Raw genomic sequence first — 23,405 nt, 5'->3', positions numbered from 1 at the left:
CGTCAGATCTCGATCTCGGTGCCGACCTCCACGAGCTGGCGGGTCGGGATACAGAACTGCGCGCCCGTAGCCTCGGCGTTGCGCAGGAGAAAGGCGAAGATGGTCTCGCGCCACGTCGCCATGCCCCGGTTGTCGCTCTTCGGGATGATGGTCTCGTGGCCGATGAAGATGGTCAGGTCGTCGAGGAACGCCTTCGGCAGCGTGCCGCATTCGACGGCGCATCGCAGGCCGTCGGGAATCGAGGCGTCCTCCATGAAGCCGTAATGCAGGACGAGGCGAAAGATGTCCGGGGTGATCTCGGTCACCTCGGCGCGCTCTGTCCGCGGCACACTCGGCGCCTCCTCGTAGAGAGCGGTGACGAGGAGGATGCGCTTGTGCAGGGCATGGCTGCGCTCGACGAAGCGCGACAGGTGAAGCGGGATCCCGCTCGTCGCCGAGGACAGGAAGGCGGCGTTGCCCGGCAGGGTGATCGGCGGCTCGCGGCGTAACTGCGCGATGAACGCCGCCTCGGGCTGCCGCAACGTCGCTCGGGCCTGCTCCACCAGCATGTTCCCCTTGCGCCAGGTCAGCATCAGGAAGGCGACGAGGCCGGCCAGCACCAGGGGAAACCAGCCGCCCTCGAACAGCTTCACGCTGTTGGCGCCGAGGAAGACGAGATCGATGGCAAGGAAGAAGCCGTTGACCGCGAAGACCGCGATGGGGTTGTAGCCCCATTTCAGGGCCACCAGGGCAGCGAGCAGGGTGGTGATCGCCATGAGCGAGGAGACGGCGATGCCGTAGGCGCCGGCCAGCCTGTCGGAGGAGCCGAAGGTGAGGACGGCGGTGAGGGTCGCTGCCGCCATCAGCCAGTTGATCACCGGCACGTAGATCTGCCCGCGCTCCTCGCGCGCCGTGTGGATCACCCGCATGGGCGGCAGGAACCCGAGCTGGATCGATTGCTGGGTGAGCGAGAAAACGCCTGAGACGATGGCCTGCGAGGCGATGACGGTGGCCAGCGTCGCGAGGGCGATCAGCGGGTAATAGGCCCAGTCCGGGCTGAGACGGTAGAACGGGTTCTCGATGGCGTCGGGGGAGACCAGCAGCAGGCCGCCCTGGCCGAAATAGTGGATGACGAGGGCCGGCAGGACGAGGCCGAACCAGGCGAGGCGGATGGGCCTCGCGCCGAAATGGCCGAGATCGGCATACATCGCCTCGCCGCCGGTGACTGCGAGGAAGGCCGCGCCGAGCATGGCGAAGCTCACGTGCCAGCCCGCATGGACGAGGAAATCCACCGCGCGCCAGGGGTTGAGCGCGCCGAGGATCTGCGGCGCGTGCCAGATGCCGCCGAGGCCCAGGAGCGCCAGGACGACGAACCATACTACCATCACCGGGCCGAAGATCCGGCCGATGAAGGCGACGCCCTTGCTCTGCACCAGGAACAGCCCGACCAGAATGGCGATGGTGATGGGCAGGACGGCATGGTCGAGGCCGGGAGCCGCCACCTTGAGGCCCTCCACCGCGCTCAGCACCGAGATCGCCGGGGTGATCGCCCCGTCACCGTAGAGCAGGGCGGCGCCGACGAGGCCAACCACGAGGAGCGCGGCTTGTCGCGTGCCGGGCTTGGCATGGCGGGCACCGAGGAGCGCGAGCATGGCGACGATGCCGCCTTCGCCCCTGTTGTCGGCGCGCAGGATCAGCACCGCGTACTTCAGCGAGACGATGAGGATCAGGGCCCAGAAGATCAGCGACACCGCGCCGACCACGGCGATGGCCTGGGGCGGTCCGCCGCCGGAGGCTGCCCGCACGGCTTCCTTGAAGGCGTAGAGCGGGCTGGTGCCGATATCGCCGTAGACGATGCCGAGCGCCCCGAGGAGGAGAGGCAGGCCGGCGCGCGGAGGATCCGCGCTCTTCGAACCTGCGCTCTCCACCGAGGCCCCAGGGGCCGATGCGTGTTGGGCCAAAGGGGCGTTTCCTTCCGCGGATAGCCCGGACGCACTGGGTTTCCGCCTGACCCAACCTAACAGTGGCGGGTCCGCCGTCCAGGGATGGCCTCCATAACATCGGGCAGGTGAGGAAACCGTGCACCGCTCTTTCATGGCGGATGCCTGTCCGCTCACTTGCCACATCGGCATCAGAGATCGGCAGACATGAGATCGAAAACCGTACAACGTATTGGCGATAAACGCTTTATTCGATGATCCCGATCGGCGGGGAGGATGGATTCCTGGAAACGCCCTCGCGGATCGAGCCTTGCTGTAGTGTCATTTGGACGGTGAAGCCGGCCGGCGGAGCCTAAACCAGCCGTGCCAGCGCCTCCGGGCATTCGCCGTCGCGGGCGATGCAGACCACCGGAGCCGGGACATGGCGGCCGATGGCGGCGGCGACCGTCTCGGGCGGCGTCGGCGCGCCGAGGCTTTCGCAGACGACGACCCCTCGCAGCGTCTGGCCGTGACAGCGCAGGGTCTCCGCCGCGGTGAGGGCGTGGCTGATCGCCCCGAGATAGCTGCCGGAGACGAGAATCGTCGGCAGGGCCAGGGCCTTGAGCCAGTCGAGACCGGTCGCTTCCGCCGTCACCGGGCTCATCAGGCCGCCGACGCCTTCGATGACGAGAATCGTCTCGGGGTCCGCACCCCGGAGCCGGTCCTCGCACCAGCCGACGAGATCGGAGAGGTGCAGGCTCCGCCCTTCGCGCGCGGCGGCGAGATCGGGACTGATCGGCGCGGCAAAGCGCCAGGGCGAACAGGCCTCCACCGTCTCGGGTGTCACCGGCAATCCCTGGGCCTCCAGAAGGACCGCCGTGTCGCTCTCGCGAAACGATGGATCGCCGAAGGGCGGGACACCGCTTGCCAGCGGCTTCAGCGTCAGCACTTCGCTTCCCCGGCGGCGCAGGGTGCGCGTCAGGGAAGCGGTGACGTAGGTCTTGCCGATCTCGGTCCCGGCGCCGGCGACAAAGACGGCGCGGGCACGCGCGCTCACTTCTCGACGAAGGCCTTCTCGATGACGTAATGGCCGGCCTCGCCGTGGTTGCCTTCCACGTAACCGCCGCCGGTCAGCATCTCGCGGGTGTCGCGGATCATGTCGGGCGAGCCGCAGAGCATGAACCGGTCGTTCTCCACCGACATCGGCGGCAGGCCGATATCGTCGAACAGCTTGCCCGAGGTCATCAGGTCGGTGATCCGGCCGCGGTTGCGGAAGGGCTCGCGGGTGACGGTGGGATAATAGATCAGGCCGGCGGTGATGACCTCGCCCAGGAACTCGTGGTTGGGCAGCTCCTGCGTGATCGTCTCGCCATAGGCGAGTTCGGAGACCTGGCGGCAGCCATGGACGAGGACGACCTTCTCGAAACGCTCGTAGGTCTCCGGGTCCTTGATGATCGACATGAAGGGGGCCAGGCCCGTACCGGTGCCGAGAAGGTAGAGGTTCTTGCCCGGCATCAGGTTGTCGAGCACCAGGGTGCCGGTGGGCTTCTTGCCGACCATGATCGGATCACCGACCTTGAGGTGCTGCAGCCGCGAGGTGAGCGGGCCGTTCTCGACCTTGATCGAGAAGAACTCCAGTTCCTCCTCGTAATTGGCCGAGACCACGCTGTAGGCGCGAAGGAGGGGGCGCCCCTCGACCTCGATGCCCATCATCACGAACTCGCCGTTGCGGAAGCGGAACGCGGGATCGCGGGTCGTGCGGAAGGAGAACAGCGTGTCGGTCCAGTGATGGACGCTCAGCACGCGCTCCTCGTTGAACTTGCTCATCGACGGGTCCGTCTCAAACTTCGCTTGCGAATCTCGGCTCTCAGCCGGGTCTTCTCGCACCTGCGGCGCGCCCGTCAAGGCATAGCAGGCGCGCAGGCAGCGAAACCGCCAACTGTCTGGAATCGCTCTGACTTAGAGATATCGCTGCCACGGGGGATGTGACCTCGTTCCAATTCCGGCTCGGGATGGTGCAGGAAGGATGGCGGGAAGAGGGGTTCGGCGCGCATCCCGGTGACCGTTGCCGGGATGGAAGAGTAGGGGTTCGGCCAGGGTGACGACGCAGGCCGCCCGCCTCACCGCAAGGCGGGTGGCACTCACAGCCCCGAACGAAGCAGGTGCGAGTGGGCTCTTGGCTCAGGCGGCGCGGAGCGTGTGCAGGAACTTACGCACCTCCGAGCTCAGCCATTCGGCCTGCTGCTCCAGTTCTATGGAGGCTTGCGCCACCGAGCCCGGGATCTCCCGGGTCGCGGCATCCTGCTGCGAGACCGATGCGGAGATGACGGCGGCCGTCTCGTCGATCCCGTGGATCGTCGAGGAGATCCCATCGATGGGACTGGTCGCCTAGCGGGTGGAGGATTGGATCGCCGCGATCTTCGCGGAGATTTCCGTCGTCGCCTTGGCGGTCTGGTTGGCGAGTTCCTTGACCTTCGAGGCGACCACCGCGAAGCCCCGGCCCGCCTCTCCGGCCCGCGCCGCCTTAATCGTCGCATTGAGGGCGAGGAGGTTGGTCTGGCCGGCAAGGTTGGAGATGAGGTTCACGAAATCGCCGATGCTGGCGGCGACCTCGCGAAGTTCAGCGTCCGCCAGTGCGGTCTGCTCCGCCTCGCGGACGGCGGCGCCGGTCATGTCCGCCGAACGGGCGACCTGACGGCCGATTTCCGCCACGGAGGCTCCGAGATCCTCGGCCGAGCCGGCCACGGCGGTGACGTTGGCCGAGGCTTCCTCCGCGGACGCCAGGACCGCGCTCGACTGCGCCGACGTCTCCTCGGCGGAGGCCGTCAGCTGCGAAGCCGTGGCCTGCATCTCGGTGGCTGCGGCGGACACCATGCTCACAATCCCGCCGACCGCCGCCTCGAACTCGTCGGCCAGGGTATGCATGCCGACCTTGCGTTCCACCTCCGCAGCGAGACGCAGGCGCTCGGTTTCGATCTCGAGGGCGCGGTTGCGGATCATGCCGTCCTTGAACACCTGTACCGCCCCCGCCATGGTGCCGAGTTCATCAGTGCGTGTCCGGTCAGGGATCGCGACCTCGACATCACCGGCGGCGAGCCGGTTCATCGCTTCCGTCATTCCGCGGATCGGACGGGCGACCCTCATCATGGAGAAGAGGGCGGACCCAGCCTGAAGGAGGATCGCCACGGAGCCGATCACGAGGCCCAGCAGGCTGGCGGTTTCCACGGCGCCGGTCGATGACAGCCGCGCCTCGTCCGTGAAGCGCTGCGCATTGGAAAGCGATTGCTCGATCGCGACGATCGCCTTCCTGCGGGCGCCATTCCGATGTTCCCCCGACACCGCCAGGGCTGCCTCGTCGATCCTCTTGCGACCCTGTTCGTACGTGATGGTGGCCGCCGACTTGAGGGCGAGATCCGTGAACTGCGCCAGCGCAGCATCGATGTCCTTGAGGACGTCGGGCTTCAGGGCGATACGGATCGGTGCCTTGAGTCCCTCACGGGCGGAAGATCGTATCCCCTGCCCTGGTGCAATAGCGTGGGGCGAGAACGATCAACGGCAGTGCCCGTCCGATCAGCCTGCCAGGGTCTGCATGCAGATGAGGGGATCATCGCCGATCGAGGCGATGCTTGGCAGCACGGTGCGCAGGGCGCGCTGGAGCACCCTTTCCTTCGTTTCGTTCGAGCAGGATGGTGCCTCCGGCTTCATCGACCGTTCGGCCACAGCCGATCCGTGGCGGCGTCCTTCTCCGACGAAACCTGCTCAGTCCGGTGGCCTTGCGATCACAGGGGCTTCAGCCCCGCTTCGATCTCGCCGCGGCGATCTTCGAGGAAGGGCGGCAGGGACAAGCGCTCGCCTAAGGTCTCCAATGGTTCGTCGGCGGTGAAGCCTGGACCGTCGGTGGCAATCTCGAACAGGATGCCGCTGGGTTCGCGAAAGTAGAGGCTGCGGAAATAGTAGCGGTCCACCGGTCCGCTGGAGGGCATGCGGCGCTGCTTCAGCGTATCGGCCCAGGCTGCGTAATCCGCATCGGGAATGCGGAAGGCGACGTGGTGGACCGCCCCCGCTCCCTGTCGCGCGGGCGGCAAACCGGGTTCGGCCAGAAGGTGGAGCTCGGCTCCCGCCCCCCCCTCGCCCATCTGCCAGACGCGAACCTCGCCTACCGGCGCGTCATAGGTCCGGACGTGGCTCATGCCGAGTACCTCAGCGAGCACCGCTTCCGTCGCCCCGATCCGCGCGAGGCTGAGGCGGATCGGTCCCAGGCCCCGGATCTGGCGTTCCACCGGCACCGGGCTCGCGGCCCAGGGATGGGCGTCGCCGGCGCCGCCGTCATCCACCAGCATCAGGCGCTGGCCTTCCGCATCCTCGAAATCCAGCGTGAGACGGCCGTCGCGCAAGACCGGCTCCCCATGCGTCACGCCCTGGCGGGCAAGATGCTCGTGCCACCAGTCGATCGCGCCCTCTCCCGAGACGCGGAACGCCGTCCGGACGATACTGTCGGTGCCGCGGCGCTCAGGCGGCGCTGGCCAGTCGAAGAAGGTCATGTCGGTGCCGGGTGAGGCGATGCCGTCGGCGTAGAACAGGTGGTAGGCCGAGACGTCGTCCTGGTTCACCGTCTTCTTCACGAGCCTCAGTCCGAGAATCCCCGTGTAGAAGGCCGCATTGTCGGCGGCCTGCGCGGTGATGGCGGTGAGGTGATGAAGTCCGGTGAGCTGCATCGGCCTATCCTGCGAACGACGATGTCCCACTGAGATGGGTTGTCCATCGCCAGAATGCGATGGCCCCGCGGATCATCCGGAACGGCGGCCTGCCCCTGGGCCGGAGCGGGACGCGCGATACATTCCTCTGCCCACCACCATTGGAGCCCTCCGCATGCCCCACCTGCTCTACGTCGAAGCGTCACCGCGCAAGGAGCGCTCGGCGTCGATCGAAGTCGCCCACGCCTTCCTGGACGCCTGGGGAGAGACGCATCCGGAGGGCACGGTGGACGTGCTCGACGTCTGGAACACGTCGCTTCCGGACTTCGACGGGGAGGCGCTGGCCGGCAAATACGCGGCGCTGGCGGGCGACACCCTGAGCCCGGCGCAGGAGGAGGCCTGGGTCGCGATCCGCGCCCTGGCGGTCAGGTTCCAGGCTGCCGACCTGATCCTGTTCGCGGTGCCGATGTGGAATTACACCATTCCCTATAAGCTCAAGCACCTGTTCGATCTGGTCTCCCAGAAGGACCTGCTCTTCACCTTCGACGAGCGCGGCCAGAACGGGATGCTCGTGGCGACGGCCGTCGTCGTCAATGCGCGGGGCGTCGCCATCGGCGATGATTTCCCCGCCGAGATCTACGATCACCAATCGACCTACATGGCGACCTGGCTGCGCATGGTCGGCGTCACCGATGTCCACCAGATCGCGGTGGAGAAGGGGCTGATGGGAGCCGATCTCGACCGGCAATCCCGCGAGCGAGCCCGCGCCGAGGCCGGGGCCCTGGCGCGAACGCTGTAGGGCTAAGCGCTCAGAAAGCGCCGGCCAGGAGGCCGAGGCCGGCGGCGGCGAACGCAGCGCCAGCGACGCGCAGGGCCGGACGCCCATTCCCCTCACCGAGACGGCCCATGCCGAGGCCGAGACCGAGGCCCGCGGCGTGGAGCATAGCGGTGGCGGCCATGAAGCCGGTGCCATAGGCGAGGCCCGAGGCCGCCTCCGGCATCTCGGCTCCATGCGCATGGCCGTGGAACACCGCGAAGACACCCACGAGGGCCATGGCCACCGCCACCGGCATCGTGAGGCGCAGGGCGACGGCGGCACCGAGCACAGCCACGGACAGGGCGATGACCGTCTCCACATGCGGAAGCGCCACGCCGGCCGCACCGAGAACGCCGCCCAAAACCATCATGCCGATGAAAGACAGCGGGACGAGGAGCATCGCCCGGCCGCCGACCTGCGCAGCGACGAGGCCCACCGCCACCATGGCGAGCATGTGGTCGAGACCGGTCAGCGGATGCAGGAACCCATGAGCGAGGCCCGCCGCATCGCCCTGCCCGGTATGGGCGAGGGCAGGGCCGGCCATGAGACCGAGTGCCAGACCCGGCAGAATTCCAACGCAGCGTCTCATTCCCACTCTCCCCTTAACCCTAGAGGCCGTCACCCGCCCTGAATGCAGGACGTGACCAGTCCTGGCAACGGTCGTGCCGACGATGGCGGGACCCTTATTTCGTGGGTTTCGTCTCGCCTTCCGCATAGGGCCAAGGGATGGCCAGCCCGGTACGGCCTCTCCCATATGAGACACAGGGCGGATAACCGCGCCCCTTCCCCCGCTGCCTGTAGCGACGCGGAAGATGAGCTGGAGCCCAGCGCGGGAGTCAGCGAAACCCGTCTCAGAAATGCCGCGCCAGCACCTCGCGGACGCGCTCGACCATCTCGTCTTCCTTCACCGAGAACTGTGCCGGGCGGGCGGCTTTCCATTCGGCGTTACTGGCGATGGCGCCCGCTGCCTTGGCGCCCTCGATCAGGTCCTTGACCTGAACCTCGCCGGCCTCGCGCTCGTTCGAGCCCTGGATGATGGCGCAAGGGCTGCCGCGCCGGTCGGCGTATTTCATCTGAGCCTTCATGCCCGAGCCGCCGAGATAGAGTTCGGCGCGGATGCCGGCCTCGCGCAGACGTGCCACCAGGCGCTGGTAATCGGCCATGTTGTCGCGGTCGAGGACCAGCACCACCACTGGGCCGGGCTTCGCGGTGCCTTCGAGAAGCGGGCTCCCGGTCAGTTGAAGCGCCGAGAACAGCCGCGACACGCCGATAGAAAAGCCGGTGGCCGGCACGGGCTCGGCGCGAAAACGGCCGACGAGGCCGTCGTAGCGGCCGCCGCCCGCCACCGACCCGAAGCGCACGGTCTGGCCGTCCTCGTTAGTGACGGGGAAGGTCAGTTCAGCCTCGTAGACCGGACCGGTATAGTATTCGAGGCCCCGCACCACCGAGGGGTCGGCCCGGATGCGGTCGTGGCCATAGCCCGCCGCCGCGCAGAGGCGCATGATGGCATGCAGTTCGGCGATGCCTTCGCGGCCCGTCTCGGACGAGCCGACGACGTCGCTCCACGAGCCGAAGAACTGCTCCCAGAAAGCCATCCGGTCGCCCTCGGCGTCGGGGGCTGCCTGGAACGAGACATAGGCGAGGATTCGCTCGATGGCGTCGGGCGCGAGCCCTGCCCCCTTCGCGAAATCACCGCTCTCGTCCTTGCGGCCCTCGCCAAGAAGTTGGCGCACGCCCTCGACGCCGAGGCGGTCGAGCTTGTCGATGGCGCGCAGTACGGTGAGGCGCTGGCCGGCCTTGTCGTCGCCCGAGAGGCCGATCGCCTCCATCACCCCGTCGAGCACCTTCCGGTTGTTGACCTTGATGACGTACTGGCCCGACAGCCCGAGCTTTTCGAGCGTATCGGCCATCAGCATGCAGATCTCGGCATCCGCCGCGACGGAGCCGGCGCCGACGATGTCGGCATCGCATTGCATGAACTGCCGGAAGCGGCCCGGGCCCGGCTTCTCGTTGCGGAAGACGTAGCCGGCGCGGAAGCTGCGATAGGGTTTGGGGATGGCGTCGAAATGCTCGGCGACGTGCCGGGCCAGGGGCGCGGTGAGGTCGTAGCGCAGGCTGAGCCAGGATTCGTCGTCGTCCTGGAACGAGAACACGCCCTCGTTCGGGCGGTCGAGATCGGGCAGGAACTTGCCGAGCGACTCGGTGTATTCGACGAAGGGGGTCTCCAGAGCCTCGAACCCGTAGAGCTCGAAGCTCTGGCGGATCGTCTCCAGCATCCGGTGCTGCGCGGCGATCTCGTCGGCCCGGCGGTCGACGAAGCCGCGCGGCAGTCGCGCCTTCAACGTGTCGGCCTTCGTGGAATCGGCCTTGGCCATGGTGTCTTCGCTTCTTCGCTCGGTCTGTCGGTATCAGGCGGGCTCTATCCCGCGCGCTCCCGAGCGGCAAGCGCACCGGGGATAGGGTCGTGCTTCTCAGACTTTCAGGGCCAGCAGGGCGCACAGGCTGAGGATGGCGATGGGGATCTGCGTCGGTCGCAGGCGCGCGAAGAAGAGCGGGGCTTCCCCGGTGCGGGCGGCGATGGGATCGAGAATCGCCACGGTGGTGAAGCCGGCTATCAGGAGAGCGAGAGCCAGCACCGTCAAGCCGAGGGAAGCCGAGACCAGGGCGAGAAAGCCAAGGCCGAACAGGCCTAGCATGGTGGCGATCTGTATGAAGGTGGGGCCGCCCTCGGTGCGGAAGCTGACGCCACGTCGCACGCCCGACAGGAACAGCAGGATGGCGCAGCCCCACAAGATGGTGAGGTAAAGGATCGCATCCCCGAGATCGTCGCGCCGCCACCAGGCCAGTGCCGCGCCGACGGCGAAGGGCAGCATCGGACCGTAGCCAAAGACGATGCCGAGCCAGGGCACCGCGCGGGGTTCGCTCACATGGAGCGTGCGTCTGTCGTCCCGAGCCATTCCCTGACTGCTCCTCGCCTCGCCGGGTAACCCTCCCGCCGGGGTGGGGTTCCGGGATGCGACTTGCCATCGATCGGCGCCGTTGGGGAAGCGCGGCTGTTTTCACGTGCAACACGCCGTTTGCATCCCGAGACAGAAACGCCCCGGCACGCGAAGAGCGGCCGGGACGTTTCCGGGATCGAAGACAGTCCGATCCTCGACGAAATCTCGCCGAATCAGGAAGCCAGCGGTCCGGCCTCGCCGGCCTGCTGGTTCTGGGCCTCGAAGGCCTTCTGCCGGTAGAGGCCGACGAAATCGATCGGGTCAATATACAGGGGCGGGAAGCCGCCGTTGCGTACGGCCTCAGCGATGATCTGGCGCGCGAAGGGGAAGAGCAGGCGCGGGCACTCGATCATCACGGCTGGGTGGAGCTGGTCCTGCGGGATGTTGCGCATGCGGAAGATGCCGGCATAGTTCAGCTCAAAGGCGAACAACACCTCGTTGTTGATCTTGGCATCGCCTTCCAGGGTCAGCTCGACCTCGAAATCGGCCTCCGCCAGCTGCTTGGCGTTGACGTTGACCTGAATGTTGATCTGCGGACCGCTTTCCTGCGGCTGGAGCGAGCGCGGCGCGTTCGGGTTCTCGAAGGAGAGATCCTTGGCGTATTGTGCCAGCGCGTTGATGGCGGGCGACTGGTCTTCGGCGGGAGCCGCGCCGTTGCCGTTCGGTGCCGGGGTATCGGCCATGGCGTTCTCGTCCTCTTTCGCGGGGTCTGTCGGGGCACCTCGGCGATCCACTGCGCGGCGTATCGTCTGATCGTCGCAGGGCCGGGTCCGAGCGACAGCGCGCTAACACGATGGGCCACCTCGGACAAGACGAGCGGCGGGAGCGGACGCAGCGCGAGAGCCGGGAGTACGGCCCAGGAAGCGAAGCCGTCTCCGGACTCGGCGATCCGCTCTTGACCCTGAACCCTCCGGCATGGCTCCTCCGTGCCTGGATACGGCGCACGGCGAGTCCCATATGCGGATCGAGCTCGTGGGTCGCGTCCTCCTCATCCAGGGCGGGATCCTTGGATTCTCCGGCTCGATCCTTGCGCGGCGCTCCGATAAAGGGCTTAGCGGCGGGATTTTCGGGAGCCCCCTCGAACACACATGTCGTGCGACGGCCACGATCGGATCGGTGATGCAGGATTCCTTCGATTTGACGACTCTGATCTTCCTGGGGCTCGCGGTGTTCGTCATCTGGCGGCTTCGGTCGGTGCTCGGGCAGAAGACCGGGACCGAGCGCTCGCCGTTCAAACCGGTGGACCGGAGCCGCAACCCGGCGCCACCGGCGCGGTCGGACGGCGACAACGTGGTGCGTCTGCCGGGTGCGGACCGTGCTCAGCCGCAGACTGATTCGGCGCCCGCCGCTGTTGCCGAGGTCCGTGACTGGCGTGGCATCGCCGAGCCCGGCTCGGCCGTCGCCCATGGGCTCGAAGCCATCGTCCAAGCGGAGCCGGGCTTCGACCCCCGCGCTTTCGTCGAAGGCGCGAAGGGTGCCTATGAAGCCATCGTGATCGCCTTCGCCAAGGGCGACCGCAAGACCCTCCGCAGCCTGCTCTCGCGGGAGGTCTGCGAAGGCTTCGAGCGCGAGATCACCGCCCGCGAATCGCGCCGCGAGACGGTCGAGACTACCTTCGTCTCTCTCGACAAGGCGGAGATCGTCGCCGTGGACGTCCGCAACAAGGTGGCGCAGGTGACGGTGCGGTTCCTCTCGCACCTCATCACCGCCACCCGCAACGCCGAAGGTCAGGTCATCGACGGCAATGCCGAGGCCGTGGCCGAAGTGCCGGATGTCTGGACCTTCGCCCGTACGCTGGGCAGCCGCGATCCGAACTGGCAGCTGGTGGCCACGGAAGCCGGCGCCTGAGGATCCAGGGTTTGTCGTGAGTGGGTTTTTCAATTGGGCGTCCGTCGTCGCCCTGGCTCTCGTCGCTGGCTGTCTCCCCGGCCCGGTCGCTATCGCGGCCGGGCCGCTTCGCGTGGGAGAGGCGATTCTGGAGCCCGTGGACCTCGCGACGCTGCCGGGATTTCCCGGCCCCGACCCGGTCGCCTCCCTCGACGCGTTCCGCCGGACCTGCGCCGCCCCCCCGGTGGAAATCGCCTCGACCGTCGCCGGCTCGGCGGAAGATCTCGCCGCCGCCTGCAGCCGTGCCGCGTCGGTAGAGCCTCGGGAGGCCGGGGCCTTCTTCACGCGGAATTTCGATGCCTATCGTATCGTCAGGCCGGGCGAGGCGGGTGGTCCGCCGCGCCGAACGGGCTTCCTCACCGGTTATTTCGAGCCTGAACTCACCGGCGCCCTCCGCGCCGGCCCCGGCTTCACCACCCCCGCCCTCGCCCGGCCGGACGATCTCGTGAGCCTCGCCCCCGGCGAGACGAAGCCCGGCCTCGACCCGGCCTTGCGGGCGGCACGGGCGACGGGGACCGGGTTCGAGCCCTATCCCGACCGTGCGTCCATCGAGGCGGGCGGGATCGGGGAGCGAGCCCGACCGCTCCTCTACCTGCGCGATCCGGTCGACCTCTTCGTGCTCCAGGTCCAGGGTTCGGGACGCGTGCGCCTTCCCGATGGGCGGGCCGTGCGCGTGCTCTATGACGGTCGTAACGGCCGACCCTACACCTCGGTGGCCAAGCTCATCGTCCAGGCGGGACACCTGCCCCTCGAAGGCCTGACGCTGGCTCGCTGGACCGGCTGGCTCCGCGCCCATCCGGCCCTCGCCAAGCCGCTGATGCAGGCCAATGCTTCCTATATCTTCTTCCGCCTCGCAGAGGTGGAGGATCCCGGTCTCGGTCCTCCGGGCGCGGCGGGCGTTCCTCTGACGCCGGGCCGCAGCCTCGCGGTCGACTCCACCCTGTGGCGCTATGGAACGCCGTTCTGGCTCGAAGGACGGATCGTGGGGGAGGACGCGCCGGGGCGTCTCGTGGTCGCCGCCGATACCGGCTCGGCCATCGTCGGCCCGGCGCGGGGCGACCTCTATCTCGGCACCGGCGAAGCGGCAGGGATCGCCGCCGGCAACCTGCGCGATGCGGTCGGCTTCGTGGTCCTGCTGCCGAAGCCGCGTGTGGTGCCCATTCCATGAGGTTGCCGCGCAGACCCCGTGGCCTGTCGGGTGAGGATGCATTCCTCTGGGGCGAGATCGCACGGCTGATCACCCCGCTGCGCGGCCGTGCCGTGCCGATGACCAAGGCTTCGATGACCAAGGTTCCGGCCGCCGGGAATCCCCCTCTTCCGAAGAAGAAGCCGGAAGCGCCGGGGCTCGTCGCCAAACCCGTGACGAAGCCGGTGCCTGAGAGGACCACCTCGCCCGGTGGCGTGAAGGCCCCGGCGAAACGCATCGTGAAGCCGATCCCCGCGCCCGTCGCGGCCCCGGCCACCGTCGTCGCGGCGCCGCCTCTGCCCGGCCTCGAACGGAAGGCACGCCTCGGCCTGCGGCGCGGATCGCTCAAGGTAGAGGCGCGGATCGACCTTCACGGCCTGTATCAGGCCGAGGCTCATGGCGCCCTGGTCGGCTTTCTCATGCGCTGCCGCTCGGCGGGCCACGCCCATGTCCTCGTCGTCACCGGCAAGGGGGGCGGAGTGGGCTATGACGATGCGTTCTCGGAGCGCGGCGTCCTGCGCCGCTCGGTTCCCCATTGGCTGCGCTCGCCGGAACTGCGCAGCATCGTCATCGGCTTCGAGGAGGCGGCGCGCCATCACGGCGGCGCGGGCGCGCTCTACGTGCGCCTCAGACGCCGCTAGGGCGTCGGTCCCGACGGCCGAACGGCTTGCCATTCGCTCGCGCGGGTGGGGCTTGAGCAGGATGCGGAAACGCGATATGGAGAAGTCCCTCCTTTTACGCCGTGTTGCATCCGAGAGCCATACGCTCCCCTTAGACGATGCGCGGAGCCGGTCTTTACCGACGCTCCGACATAGGTGCCGACAAGGCATCCGGCGCTTTTCCGACTGTCCCGCCCGATCAACCCTCGTCCATCGTCGGTTCTCATTCTCCCATGACGTCACAGAACGATTCGCTCATCCCCGTTGATCCGCCGGCCGAGGTCGGATTGGTCGCCGCAGATCTCGGTCAGCACCGCGAGGTCAAGCTTCAGGATCTGAAGTCGAAGACCCCCACCGATCTGATCGCCTTCGCCGAGGAGGTCGAAGTCGAGAACGCCTCCACCATGCGCAAGCAGGAGTTGATGTTCTCCATCCTGAAGCAGCTCGCTGCCAAGGAGGTCGAGATCATCGGCGCCGGCACGGTGGAAGTGCTGCAGGACGGGTTCGGCTTCCTGCGCTCGTCGGAGTCGAACTACCTGCCGGGGCCCGACGACATCTATATCTCGCCCACCCAGATCCGTCGCTTCGGCCTGCGTACCGGAGATACCGTCGAGGGACCGATCCGAGGCCCGAAGGACGGCGAGCGCTACTTCGCCCTGCTCAAGGTGAACACGATCAACTTCGAGAACCCGGAGAAGATCAAGCACAAGGTCCATTTCGACAACTTGACGCCGCTATTCCCGACGCAGCGCTTCAAGCTCGAACTCGATGCGCCGCCGAAGAAGGACTTCAGCCCGCGCATCATCGACATCGTGGCCCCCATCGGCAAGGGCCAGCGCGCCCTGATCGTGGCGCCGCCGCGCACCGGCAAGACCGTGCTGATGCAGAATATCGCGCAGTCCATCACCATCAACCACCCGGAATGCTACCTGATCGTGCTGCTCATCGACGAGCGCCCGGAGGAAGTCACCGACATGATCCGCTCGGTGAAGGGCGAGGTCATCGCCTCAACCTTCGACGAGCCGGCGACTCGCCACGTCCAGGTGGCCGAAATGGTGATCGAGAAGGCCAAGCGCCTCGTGGAGCATGGCCGCGACGTGGTCATCCTGCTCGATTCGATCACGCGCCTCGGCCGCGCCTACAATACCGTCGTGCCGTCCTCCGGCAAGGTTCTCACCGGCGGTGTCGACGCCAACGCACTCCAGCGCCCCAAGCGCTTCTTCGGCGCGGCGCGCAACATCGAGGAGGGCGGCTCCCTGTCGATCATCGCCACCGCCCTCATCGACACCGGATCGCGCATGGACGAGGTGATCTTCGAAGAGTTCAAGGGCACCGGCAACTCCGAGATCATTCTCGACCGCAAAGTCTCGGACAAGCGGATCTTCCCGGCCATCGACATCACCCGCTCGGGCACCCGCAAGGAAGAGCTCCTGGTGCCGCCGGACTCGCTCAAGAAGACCTATGTTCTCCGCCGCATCCTCAACCCGATGGGCGTCACCGACGCCATCGAGTTCCTCATGGACAAGCTGCGTCAGACGAAGAGCAACAACGATTTCTTCGATTCGATGAACACCTGAGGACGGTCCGCCCTCCGGCTGAACGCCCGTCGATAGACGGCGGGTGCTTCTTGGTGGGGACCGACTCTTGTCCTCGACTTCCTTTCATCTCCTCCCGGGAGCTTCGGGAGAGGTCGATGACGGAGAACACGGTATCGATGCCGGCGATGCCGACCGACGGTGCTTTCCATAGGAAAGCACTCGATTTGCCGGCTAATATAATTCGGGACAGGGAATGCTGATCCCACTCCGGCAAGCCTTGGCAGGATGTTCGCCATGAGCGACGGCACCACCATCTTCGCTCCAGCGAGCGGCTTCGGTCGGGCCGCCGTCGCCGTGATCCGCATCAGCGGTCCGGCCGCATCGTCTCTTCTCGAGGCCATGGCCGGGCGGCTGCCACCGCCCCGTCGACTCTCGCTAAACACCCTTCGCGACCCAGCGACCGAAGACGTGCTCGACTCCGCACTCATCGTCTGGATGCCAGGACCCGCCACATTCACCGGCGAGGACATGGCCGAACTCCACCTCCATGGCGGCCTTGCTGTACGGTCCGCCGTCATGGCCGCGCTCGCCACGCATCAAGGATGCCGCCACGCCGAACCGGGTGCCTTCAGCCGCCGCGCGGTGGAGAACGGGCGGATGGATCTCACCGCCGCCGAGGGAGCGGCGGACCTCATCGAGGCGGAAACGGATGCCCAGCGGCGTCAGGCTTTGCGCCAACTCGACGGTGTCCTGGGCCGCAAGGTCTCCGATTGGCGGGACCGCCTGATCGATCTCCTGGCAGGAGCCGAGGCCGCCCTCGATTTCTCGGATGAAGGCGATGTCGACGAGATGGCCCTCGACGCGACATTGCATGCGAAAGCGCGTGCGATCCGCGACGAGATCGACGTTGTCCTCGCCGATGGCCGACGAGGTGAGCGCCTGCGGGAAGGATTCGTAGTGGTGCTGTCCGGCCCTCCCAATGCCGGCAAATCGACCTTGCTCAACGCACTTAGCCGACGCGACGCCGCCATTGTCTCGGCGATTCCAGGCACGACGCGGGACCTCATCGAAATCCGCTGCGATCTCGGCGGATTGCCGGTCCTCATCGTCGATACGGCGGGACTGCGTGACACCGTCGATCCCGTGGAAGCCGAAGGCATCCGCCGCACCCGCAAACGGATGGAACAGGCCGATCTCGTCCTTGCTCTTCACTCCGGCGACGACTCTATTAATGGGGCTGTCCCCCTGCCCCATCGCACCATTCGGGTACACACGAAGGCTGACCTCGGACATGACGGGAGCGACACCATCGCCGTTTCCGCGGTCACCGGACAGGGCCTCGACCGCCTGCTGAGCATCATTGAGGAACGGGCCGAAGCAGCCCTCGGCGGCGGCGATGCGCTCGTTACCCGGGAACGCCACCGCGACGGGCTGACCCGCTGCCGCGATCACCTCGGCCGCGTGTTGTCGGGGCCTGCCCTTCCGGAACTCCTGGCTGAGGATCTGCGCCTTGCCGTACGTGCTCTCGGCGAGGTCGCTGGCCGAGTCAGAGTCGAAGACCTGCTTGACCGCCTGTTCTCCGGCTTCTGCATTGGGAAGTGAGGATAACGCTGCAGAACGCCCCCTATGCCCCGTCCGACACCTCGAACCGCTTGCACAAGGCGTCGAGTTCTTCCGCCGTCTCGTAGCGGATGCGAATTTCTCCGCTGCCCTGGTTCTTGGATTTCAGCGAAACCGAAACGCCAAGCGCCCGTGTCATGGCCTGTTCGAGGCTGCGCACCTGTCCGTCGCGCTCAGGCTTACGCGGGCGCCCGGGACGCGGCGCATCGCCCTCCGGGACTTCCGCCGAGGCAAGAGCCTCCACATCGCGCACGGACAGGCCCTCGGCCACGATCCGCCGAGCGACACCCTCGGGGTCTCTCACCGCAAGCAAAGCGCGGGCATGACCGGCCGTGATCTCGCCCGCCACGACGCGGTCTTGGATCGCGCTGGATAACTGCAACAGCCTCAAGGTGTTGGCGAGGTGGCTGCGGCTCTTGCCGATGATCTCGGCGAGTTCGGTCTGGCTGTAGCGGAATTCGCTCATTAGCCGCTCGTAACCCGCGGCCTCTTCGATGGCGTTGAGGTCGCTGCGCTGGACGTTTTCGAGAATGGCGTATTCGAGGGAGGTCCGGTCGTCGATCTCGACGACGACAATGGGCGCTTCGTGCAACCCAGCGCGCTGAGCAGCCCGCCAGCGACGCTCGCCGGCGACGATCTCATAGGTATCCGGCACGCCCGCCAGCGCACGCACGACGATGGGCTGGATGATGCCGCGCAGCTTGATGGAGGCTGCCAGTTCGTCGAGCTCTGCCTCATGGAAGCGGCGACGCGGGTTGCGCGGGTTGGGACGGAGAAACTCGACGGCCACCTTGCGCTGTGCCTGCGGCTTTCCCGCATCGCTGTTGTCGTCGCCGAAATCTCCGATCAGGGCTGCAAGCCCACGCCCAAGTCGGGGCCGCGCCACATCATCCGCCATCGCCACCTGCTTCAACTCCGATACACTACGCATTCACGAGACAGAACGAGAGATCTACGCCGCGACCGGGAGCCGCCCCTCGCGCTGGATCACTTCCGAAGCCAGGCGCAGATAGGCTTGCGAGCCGGCGCATTTCAGGTCGTAGAGCAGCACCGGCTTGCCATGCGACGGGGCCTCCGACACACGCACGTTACGGGGAATCGTGGTCTCGTAGACCTTGTCCCCGAGGAAACTGCGCACGTCGGCGGCGACCTGATTCGAGAGGTTGTTGCGCGGGTCTACCATGGTGAGCACCACCCCCTGGATCGTCAGTCGGGGGTTCAGAGCCGTGCGCACCTGCTCCACGGTGCGCAGGAGTTGGCTCAAGCCTTCGAGGGCGAAGAACTCGCATTGCATCGGCACGAGCACGGCGTCGGCGGCCGCGAGGGCGTTAATCGTCAGCAAATTCAGGGAGGGCGGACAATCGATCAAGACGTAAGTCACGCCTTCTGTCGCACCCGCCTTGCCGATATCGCGCATGGCGTTGCGCAGGCGATGGGCACGGTCCGATGAGCTGGCCATCTCCAGTTCGAGGCCAAGAAGATCCATCGTGGACGGTGCTAGCATCAATCGAGGCACGGCAGTGGGTACCACGGCCTGGGCCAGAGACGCGTCCCCGGCGAGCACGTGATAGGTCGAGACCTTCCGCGAACGACGATCGATGCCGAGCCCGGTGGAGGCGTTACCCTGAGGATCGAGGTCAATCACCAACACGCGTTCGCCAATTGCAGCGAGCGCGGTGCCGAGGTTGATGGCCGTCGTCGTTTTGCCGACGCCGCCCTTCTGATTGGCCAAAGCGAGGATTCGTAGCGGCCGCTCGGGGGTTACCCTGGAGGCGGAAGAGGGTTCGATGGTCATGAATCCACGCGGGAGAGGGTCGTAACGCGGACGATCCGCGCTTCCGACTCAGTACGGCTCGTCACCAGATCGTAAACGAATCTCCACCGTTGCGCTGCAGCGGTCAATTCTGCTTGTGCGTCACGGCCCTTCGGAAACAGGGCGGTGGTGCCGGTTGTCAACAGCGGTTCCGTCCAATCGAGCAACTGGTGAAGCGGAGCCAGGGCGCGCGCACAGACGACATCCACCCCAGCATGGTCGGAGATTGCATCTTCGATGCGAAGGTTACGCACCCGAGCCGGGGCTTTCGTGAGACGTGCGGCCTCCGTGAGGAAGGCGCATTTGCGGGCATTGCTCTCGATCAGATCGACCTGAAAGCCAGGCCGTTCGCGACCAGCGATGGCGAGGATGAGGCCGGGGATACCCGCACCCGAACCGAGATCGAGCCATGTGGTGGCGTTCGGCGCGAGATCGAGGAGCTGCAGCGCGTCCGCGATATGGCGGGTCCAGACCTCCATGAGGGTAGCCGGACCCACGAGATTCTTTACGCTCTGCCACCGTCGCAACTGCTCGACGTAGATGTCCAATGCCTCAGCTGTTTCACGTGAAACGTTCGCTTGGGCGAGAACCCGAGTGCGGTCGTCCTGTTTAGCGGCCATGAGCGGTCGCCAAGCCGGAGCGGTCGGCACGGCGTGCATGCGCCGCGAGGAGAGTGAGGGCGGCGGGGGTCACGCCCTCGATTCGCGCCGCCTGCCCAAGCGTGACTGGACGGACCGCCTCGAGCTTGGCCTGCATCTCGTTCGAGAGGCCCGGAATAGCGGCATAGTCGAGCTTGATCGGCAGGGCCACAGCCTCGTCCCGCCGAAAAGCCGCGATATCGGCACTCTGTCGGTCGAGATAAACCGCGTAGGTCGCATCCGTTCGCAAACGATCCGCCACACGGGGGGACACGCTCCGTAATTCGGGCCACACCTCGAGTAGGCGATCCCAGCCAATCTCCGGATAGGACAGTAACTGGTAGCCGCTGCGGCGGATGCCATCCTGATTGAGAGCAATGCCGTGCCGTGCCGCTGCCGCTGGTGTCAGGCTGAGGGCATTGAGTTGTATTCGTGCTGCGTCGAGCTCTCCCTGCGAGCGGGCAAAATGCTCGGCCCTCACCGAACCGACACAGCCGAGGGCCGCACCGCGCAGGGTCAGTCTCTCGTCGGCATTGTCGACGCGGAGAGATAGCCGATACTCCGAGCGCGACGTGAACATGCGGTAGGGCTCGCTGACCCCATGGGTCACGAGATCGTCGATCATCACGCCGAGATACGATTCCGCCCGGTCGAAACTGGCCAAGGGCGATCCTCCCGCGAGACGAGCGGCATTGATCCCGGCCACCACCCCCTGCCCCGCCGCTTCTTCGTAGCCGGTGGTGCCGTTGATCTGTCCTGCGAGGAAAAGGCCGGGCAAGCGCTTGGCTTGAAGGCTGGTGTCGAGTTCGCGTGGGTCGACGTAATCGTATTCGATGGCGTAGCCCGGACGCACGATCGACGCATGTTCGAGGCCGGGGATCAGGGCGATCAGATCGCGTTGCACGCCCTCTGGCAGAGCGGTGGAAATGCCGTTGGGATAAACCGTCGGGTCGTCGAGCCCCTCCGGCTCGAGGAAGATCTGGTGTCCCTCGCGATCCCCGAACCGCACCACCTTGTCCTCAATGGAGGGACAATAGCGCGGTCCACGGCTGCTAATCCCGCCCGAATACATCGGTGAGCGGTGGAGATTGGCGCGAATGAGATCGTGTACGGCCTGGGTGGTGCGGGTGATCCCGCATTGGATCTGTGGCGTGGTGATCCTGTCCGTCAGCGTCGAGAACGGTACGGGATCGTCATCCGCAGACTGCATGTCGAGGCCCGACCAATCGATGGTGCGACCGTCGAGGCGGGGAGGGGTGCCGGTCTTGAGCCGTCCCAGGGCAAAGCCCAGCCGGTCCAGGGTCTGAGCAAGTCCGACGGACGGCCCCTCCCCGACGCGCCCAGCGGGGATCTGCACCTCGCCCATATGGATGAGCCCGCGCAGGAACGTGCCGGTGGTCAGCACGACCGCCGGGCAGGAAATGGTCCGGCCGTTGGCTAGGACCACACCCGCCACCCGTTCGGCGGCCACTAAGATATCCGCGACCTCGCCCTCCACCACCACCAGATTAGCAGTGTCGGCCACCGCCTCCTGCATCGCGCGCGCATAGAGTCTGCGATCTGCCTGTGTACGGGGGCCTCGCACGGCGGGACCCTTGCGCCGGTTGAGCAGACGAAACTGAATCCCGGCTGCATCGGCGGCTCGGCCCATCAGCCCGTCAAGGGCATCGACCTCGCGGACGAGATGTCCCTTACCGAGACCGCCGATGGCCGGGTTGCACGACATCGCGCCGATCGTGGCGGCCGAATGAGTGACCAGGGCGGTGCGGGCACCGGTGCGGGCGGCGGAGGCAGCCGCTTCCACGCCGGCATGGCCGCCGCCGACCACGACCACGTCGAAAGAGGAACTCGTCTGGGACATAGGGTGATTAGGCGCGACCGGAGCGAGTCGTCAACGAGCAGCGCGCGCGCAGCCGGCGGTCGGCGGAATTCGCCATCAGACTGAGTCCGTCTTGTCATGAAGGCCACGTGGGAAAAAGCGAGCGGGGAAATGCGCTCCCTCTCTCAGCCACGTCGGCGGGCGGCCTCTGTGGCGATACGTAGGAGCGTGGCCGAGGCATGGGCATGGGCGAGGTCGGACTGGGAGCGGCGGCAGGCGAGCACAGCCTCTTGCAGCAGCTGCACCGCATGGCGGAGGGCGACGGGGGACCAGCGCCCAAGCTGAGCCTCGACGACGGCCTTGCGGCGAAAGTGGAGGCCACGCCAGTTGCCCACCATCATGCTCGGACTTTGCCCCTCCCCCGCGATCCGCGTGGTGAGGAGCGTCAGGGCATGGCGCAGGGCCGAGCCGAGCATCATCGAGGGGTCCATACCCTCGTGGCGAAAACGACGATAATCCCGCTCGACCTCCTCACCGCGGCCGACGAAGGCGGCGTCGATCAGCGTATTGAGGACGCTGCCGGCGACATCGCTGATCACCGCCTCCACATCGTCCAGGGAGATCTCCGTCTGGCCCCGAGCATAGAGCGCCAGCTTCTCGATCTCGGACAGGCTCGCACGCCGATCTCCACCCAGGCTCATGGCCAGGATGTCGCGCGCCTCACGGGCGATGCGCTGGCCATTCTCTTGAAGCGTGCGGTCGATGAGTTCGGCCAGAGCCCGCTCGTCATCGGCGTAGCAGGGGAGCGCAAGCGCCCGAGGCGACTTCTCGCAGAGCGTCCGCAAGGGCGCGCTCTTGGCGAGGTCTCCCGCCTCCACCACGATGCGAGCCCCGGCGATGTCCGCCTTCAAGGCCGCATCCACCGCAGGGGCATAATTGCGGCTTCCGGGCCGTACCCAGATGCTGCGTTGGCCGCCGAACAGGCCGACCGTACCGGCCTCGTCCACGAGCCGGCCTGCATCCGAGGCGAGGACATCGCCGTCTATCTTGACCAGGGCGAAGGGATCGGACGGATCGGTGACGAAACTCTCGGCCAGACGTTTGGCGCGCTCGAAGACGAGGCCAGTATCCGGCCCGTAGACGAGGATGACCGCGACCTGCGACGCGGGTCCGCGCCGCAGCAGGGCCTCGATATCGCCGGCCTTGACGGCGGTCAGGGCTTGGTTACCAGAACGGAAGCGATCCGCGTCTTGATCTGGTCGGCCAGGGTCTTAGCCAAGCGGATCTCGGCATCGCGGGCCGCGCGCAGGGAAGCGAAGCGCTGGATCGAGCGATCGTAGGTCGTGGTGGCCACCGCCACACCCTCTGTGATGATCTTCGCACCGTCCAGCGATTCGAGGGAGAACCGGATGGTTCCCACCAGCGTACCCGCTTCGGCACGACCCGTCTGAGACGACACGATGGGGGTCTTCACCGACTCGCTGCCCTGCATCTTCAGGCGATAGCGCTTCGGAGACGGCTGGCCCGAACCGTCGAGATCGAAAATGAGTTCGCTGCGCAGGTAATGCCCGAGCCGCTCCTGGCCCGCGGCCGTGGAGACGTCGTCCACTTGTACCGAGGCGAGGAGGGCGGCCATGGGCTCGCCCGACGCGGTCGGTCCGTAGAGCGGACGAAAGCAGGCCGACAGGTTGACGGCCATGAGGGAGACCAACGCGACCTTCGCCGCGCGGGACCGTACCGCCTGTCTCAGCCCATGCATCATCATCGCAGCACTGCTCTCCGTCCGGTCCCGCTCTTTACGGCGATCCCGCCCCTTGCGTCACCTGTATAAGCAGCA

At 66.7% G+C, this 23,405-nt stretch carries 21 protein-coding genes; 6 read left to right on the top strand and 15 right to left on the bottom strand.

Features of this window, described 5'->3' with window-relative positions; all coding sequences use genetic code 11:
* Positions 1-2 precede the first annotated feature (2 nt).
* From K368_RS0105300 to K368_RS0105275, 5 genes are all read right to left on the bottom strand, one after another.
* Complete coding sequence (locus K368_RS0105300; protein ID WP_027171485.1) at positions 3-1,940, bottom strand: KUP/HAK/KT family potassium transporter; 1,938 nt, start codon at positions 1,938-1,940, stop codon at positions 3-5.
* 331 nt (positions 1,941-2,271) lie between these two features.
* A complete protein-coding gene (gene bioD, locus K368_RS0105295) occupies positions 2,272-2,955 on the bottom strand; it encodes a dethiobiotin synthase (protein ID WP_027171484.1) in 684 nt (227 codons plus the stop codon).
* Positions 2,952-3,725 (bottom strand): ferredoxin--NADP reductase, encoded by a 774-nt coding sequence (locus tag K368_RS0105290; RefSeq protein ID WP_027171483.1) that lies wholly within the window; start codon positions 3,723-3,725, stop codon positions 2,952-2,954. The genes bioD and K368_RS0105290 overlap by 4 nt, the downstream gene beginning before the upstream one ends.
* Positions 3,726-4,286: 561 nt before the next feature.
* Positions 4,287-5,237: a HAMP domain-containing methyl-accepting chemotaxis protein gene (locus K368_RS23950; protein ID WP_051439766.1), complete on the bottom strand. Its 951-nt coding sequence runs from the start codon at positions 5,235-5,237 to the stop codon at positions 4,287-4,289.
* A 440-nt stretch (positions 5,238-5,677) separates the two neighbouring features.
* Complete coding sequence (locus K368_RS0105275) at positions 5,678-6,613, bottom strand: ring-cleaving dioxygenase (RefSeq protein WP_027171482.1); 936 nt, start codon at positions 6,611-6,613, stop codon at positions 5,678-5,680.
* A gap of 154 nt (positions 6,614-6,767) precedes the next feature.
* Here K368_RS0105275 and K368_RS0105270 point away from each other — a divergent pair, with 154 nt between their 5' ends.
* On the top strand, positions 6,768-7,391 hold the full coding sequence (locus K368_RS0105270) for an NAD(P)H-dependent oxidoreductase (protein ID WP_027171481.1): 624 nt from the start codon (positions 6,768-6,770) through the stop codon (positions 7,389-7,391).
* 10 nt (positions 7,392-7,401) lie between these two features.
* Here K368_RS0105270 and K368_RS0105265 read toward each other — a convergent pair whose 3' ends face one another.
* The 4 genes from K368_RS0105265 to secB all read right to left on the bottom strand — a co-directional run bounded on the left by K368_RS0105265 (position 7,402) and on the right by secB (position 11,091).
* Positions 7,402-7,998 carry a HupE/UreJ family protein gene (locus tag K368_RS0105265; protein WP_027171480.1) on the bottom strand — a complete coding sequence of 199 codons (597 nt, stop codon included), beginning with the start codon at positions 7,996-7,998 and terminating at the stop codon, positions 7,402-7,404.
* A 262-nt stretch (positions 7,999-8,260) separates the two neighbouring features.
* Entirely contained in the window at positions 8,261-9,784 is a 1,524-nt protein-coding gene (hisS, locus tag K368_RS0105260; RefSeq protein WP_027171479.1) for a histidine--tRNA ligase, read from the bottom strand.
* A gap of 96 nt (positions 9,785-9,880) precedes the next feature.
* On the bottom strand, positions 9,881-10,366 hold the full coding sequence (locus K368_RS0105255; RefSeq protein WP_027171478.1) for a DUF3429 domain-containing protein: 486 nt from the start codon (positions 10,364-10,366) through the stop codon (positions 9,881-9,883).
* Positions 10,367-10,581: 215 nt separating this feature from the next.
* The gene (secB, locus tag K368_RS0105250) at positions 10,582-11,091 is read right to left on the bottom strand and encodes a protein-export chaperone SecB (protein ID WP_027171477.1); all 510 of its coding nucleotides are present in this window, start codon (positions 11,089-11,091) and stop codon (positions 10,582-10,584) included.
* Between the two features lie 436 nt (positions 11,092-11,527).
* On the opposite strand from secB, the gene K368_RS0105240 reads away from it, so the two are divergent.
* From K368_RS0105240 to mnmE, 5 genes are all read left to right on the top strand, one after another.
* Positions 11,528-12,256, top strand: a complete 729-nt coding sequence (locus K368_RS0105240; RefSeq protein ID WP_027171476.1) for a Tim44/TimA family putative adaptor protein — start codon at positions 11,528-11,530, stop codon at positions 12,254-12,256.
* 52 nt (positions 12,257-12,308) lie between these two features.
* On the top strand, positions 12,309-13,463 hold the full coding sequence (locus tag K368_RS0105235) for a murein transglycosylase A (RefSeq protein ID WP_051440006.1): 1,155 nt from the start codon (positions 12,309-12,311) through the stop codon (positions 13,461-13,463).
* The gene (locus K368_RS0105230) at positions 13,460-14,122 is read left to right on the top strand and encodes a Smr/MutS family protein (protein ID WP_027171474.1); all 663 of its coding nucleotides are present in this window, start codon (positions 13,460-13,462) and stop codon (positions 14,120-14,122) included. Before K368_RS0105235 ends, K368_RS0105230 begins: the two co-directional genes overlap by 4 nt.
* 251 nt (positions 14,123-14,373) lie before the next feature.
* Positions 14,374-15,717: a transcription termination factor Rho gene (gene rho, locus K368_RS0105225; protein ID WP_027171473.1), complete on the top strand. Its 1,344-nt coding sequence runs from the start codon at positions 14,374-14,376 to the stop codon at positions 15,715-15,717.
* Between the two features lie 255 nt (positions 15,718-15,972).
* Complete coding sequence (mnmE, locus tag K368_RS0105220) at positions 15,973-17,280, top strand: tRNA uridine-5-carboxymethylaminomethyl(34) synthesis GTPase MnmE (RefSeq protein ID WP_027171472.1); 1,308 nt, start codon at positions 15,973-15,975, stop codon at positions 17,278-17,280.
* 22 nt (positions 17,281-17,302) lie between these two features.
* On the opposite strand, the gene K368_RS0105215 is transcribed toward mnmE, so the two are convergent.
* From K368_RS0105215 to lptE, 6 genes are all read right to left on the bottom strand, one after another.
* Positions 17,303-18,196 (bottom strand): ParB/RepB/Spo0J family partition protein, encoded by an 894-nt coding sequence (locus K368_RS0105215; protein WP_027171471.1) that lies wholly within the window; start codon positions 18,194-18,196, stop codon positions 17,303-17,305.
* 54 nt (positions 18,197-18,250) lie between these two features.
* Complete coding sequence (locus K368_RS0105210) at positions 18,251-19,093, bottom strand: ParA family protein (protein WP_027171470.1); 843 nt, start codon at positions 19,091-19,093, stop codon at positions 18,251-18,253.
* On the bottom strand, positions 19,090-19,731 hold the full coding sequence (rsmG, locus tag K368_RS0105205) for a 16S rRNA (guanine(527)-N(7))-methyltransferase RsmG (RefSeq protein WP_027171469.1): 642 nt from the start codon (positions 19,729-19,731) through the stop codon (positions 19,090-19,092). Before rsmG ends, K368_RS0105210 begins: the two co-directional genes overlap by 4 nt.
* Positions 19,721-21,610, bottom strand: a complete 1,890-nt coding sequence (mnmG, locus tag K368_RS0105200; RefSeq protein WP_027171468.1) for a tRNA uridine-5-carboxymethylaminomethyl(34) synthesis enzyme MnmG — start codon at positions 21,608-21,610, stop codon at positions 19,721-19,723. The genes rsmG and mnmG overlap by 11 nt, the downstream gene beginning before the upstream one ends.
* Positions 21,611-21,753: 143 nt before the next feature.
* The gene (holA, locus tag K368_RS0105195; protein ID WP_027171467.1) at positions 21,754-22,785 is read right to left on the bottom strand and encodes a DNA polymerase III subunit delta; all 1,032 of its coding nucleotides are present in this window, start codon (positions 22,783-22,785) and stop codon (positions 21,754-21,756) included.
* A complete protein-coding gene (gene lptE, locus K368_RS0105190; protein WP_036265983.1) occupies positions 22,782-23,333 on the bottom strand; it encodes an LPS assembly lipoprotein LptE in 552 nt (183 codons plus the stop codon). The genes holA and lptE overlap by 4 nt, the downstream gene beginning before the upstream one ends.
* Positions 23,334-23,405: the final 72 nt, after the last annotated feature.

It is taken from the genome of Methylobacterium sp. 10, from assembly GCF_000519085.1.
Lineage (GTDB): Bacteria > Pseudomonadota > Alphaproteobacteria > Rhizobiales > Beijerinckiaceae > Methylobacterium.
Note: the sequence above shows the minus strand (reverse complement) of the source record. Positions and strands in the feature narration are given on the sequence as shown.

Bases quoted from the DNA above. Each gene is read 5' to 3' on its own strand.
- mnmE (WP_027171472.1), top strand. From the start codon at position 15,973: ATGAGCGACGGCACCACCATCTTCGCTCCAGCGAGCGGCTTCGGTCGG.
- secB (WP_027171477.1), bottom strand. From the start codon at position 11,091: ATGGCCGATACCCCGGCACCGAACGGCAACGGCGCGGCTCCCGCCGAA.
- K368_RS0105275 (WP_027171482.1), bottom strand. From the start codon at position 6,613: ATGCAGCTCACCGGACTTCATCACCTCACCGCCATCACCGCGCAGGCC.
- K368_RS0105210 (WP_027171470.1), bottom strand. From the start codon at position 19,093: ATGACCATCGAACCCTCTTCCGCCTCCAGGGTAACCCCCGAGCGGCCG.
- rho (WP_027171473.1), top strand. From the start codon at position 14,374: ATGACGTCACAGAACGATTCGCTCATCCCCGTTGATCCGCCGGCCGAG.
- K368_RS0105265 (WP_027171480.1), bottom strand. From the start codon at position 7,998: ATGAGACGCTGCGTTGGAATTCTGCCGGGTCTGGCACTCGGTCTCATG.
- K368_RS0105215 (WP_027171471.1), bottom strand. From the start codon at position 18,196: ATGGCGGATGATGTGGCGCGGCCCCGACTTGGGCGTGGGCTTGCAGCC.
- K368_RS0105290 (WP_027171483.1), bottom strand. From the start codon at position 3,725: ATGAGCAAGTTCAACGAGGAGCGCGTGCTGAGCGTCCATCACTGGACC.
- hisS (WP_027171479.1), bottom strand. From the start codon at position 9,784: ATGGCCAAGGCCGATTCCACGAAGGCCGACACGTTGAAGGCGCGACTG.
- mnmG (WP_027171468.1), bottom strand. From the start codon at position 21,610: ATGTCCCAGACGAGTTCCTCTTTCGACGTGGTCGTGGTCGGCGGCGGC.
- lptE (WP_036265983.1), bottom strand. From the start codon at position 23,333: ATGATGATGCATGGGCTGAGACAGGCGGTACGGTCCCGCGCGGCGAAG.
- K368_RS0105230 (WP_027171474.1), top strand. From the start codon at position 13,460: ATGAGGTTGCCGCGCAGACCCCGTGGCCTGTCGGGTGAGGATGCATTC.
- K368_RS0105255 (WP_027171478.1), bottom strand. From the start codon at position 10,366: ATGGCTCGGGACGACAGACGCACGCTCCATGTGAGCGAACCCCGCGCG.
- rsmG (WP_027171469.1), bottom strand. From the start codon at position 19,731: ATGGCCGCTAAACAGGACGACCGCACTCGGGTTCTCGCCCAAGCGAAC.
- K368_RS0105270 (WP_027171481.1), top strand. From the start codon at position 6,768: ATGCCCCACCTGCTCTACGTCGAAGCGTCACCGCGCAAGGAGCGCTCG.
- K368_RS0105240 (WP_027171476.1), top strand. From the start codon at position 11,528: ATGCAGGATTCCTTCGATTTGACGACTCTGATCTTCCTGGGGCTCGCG.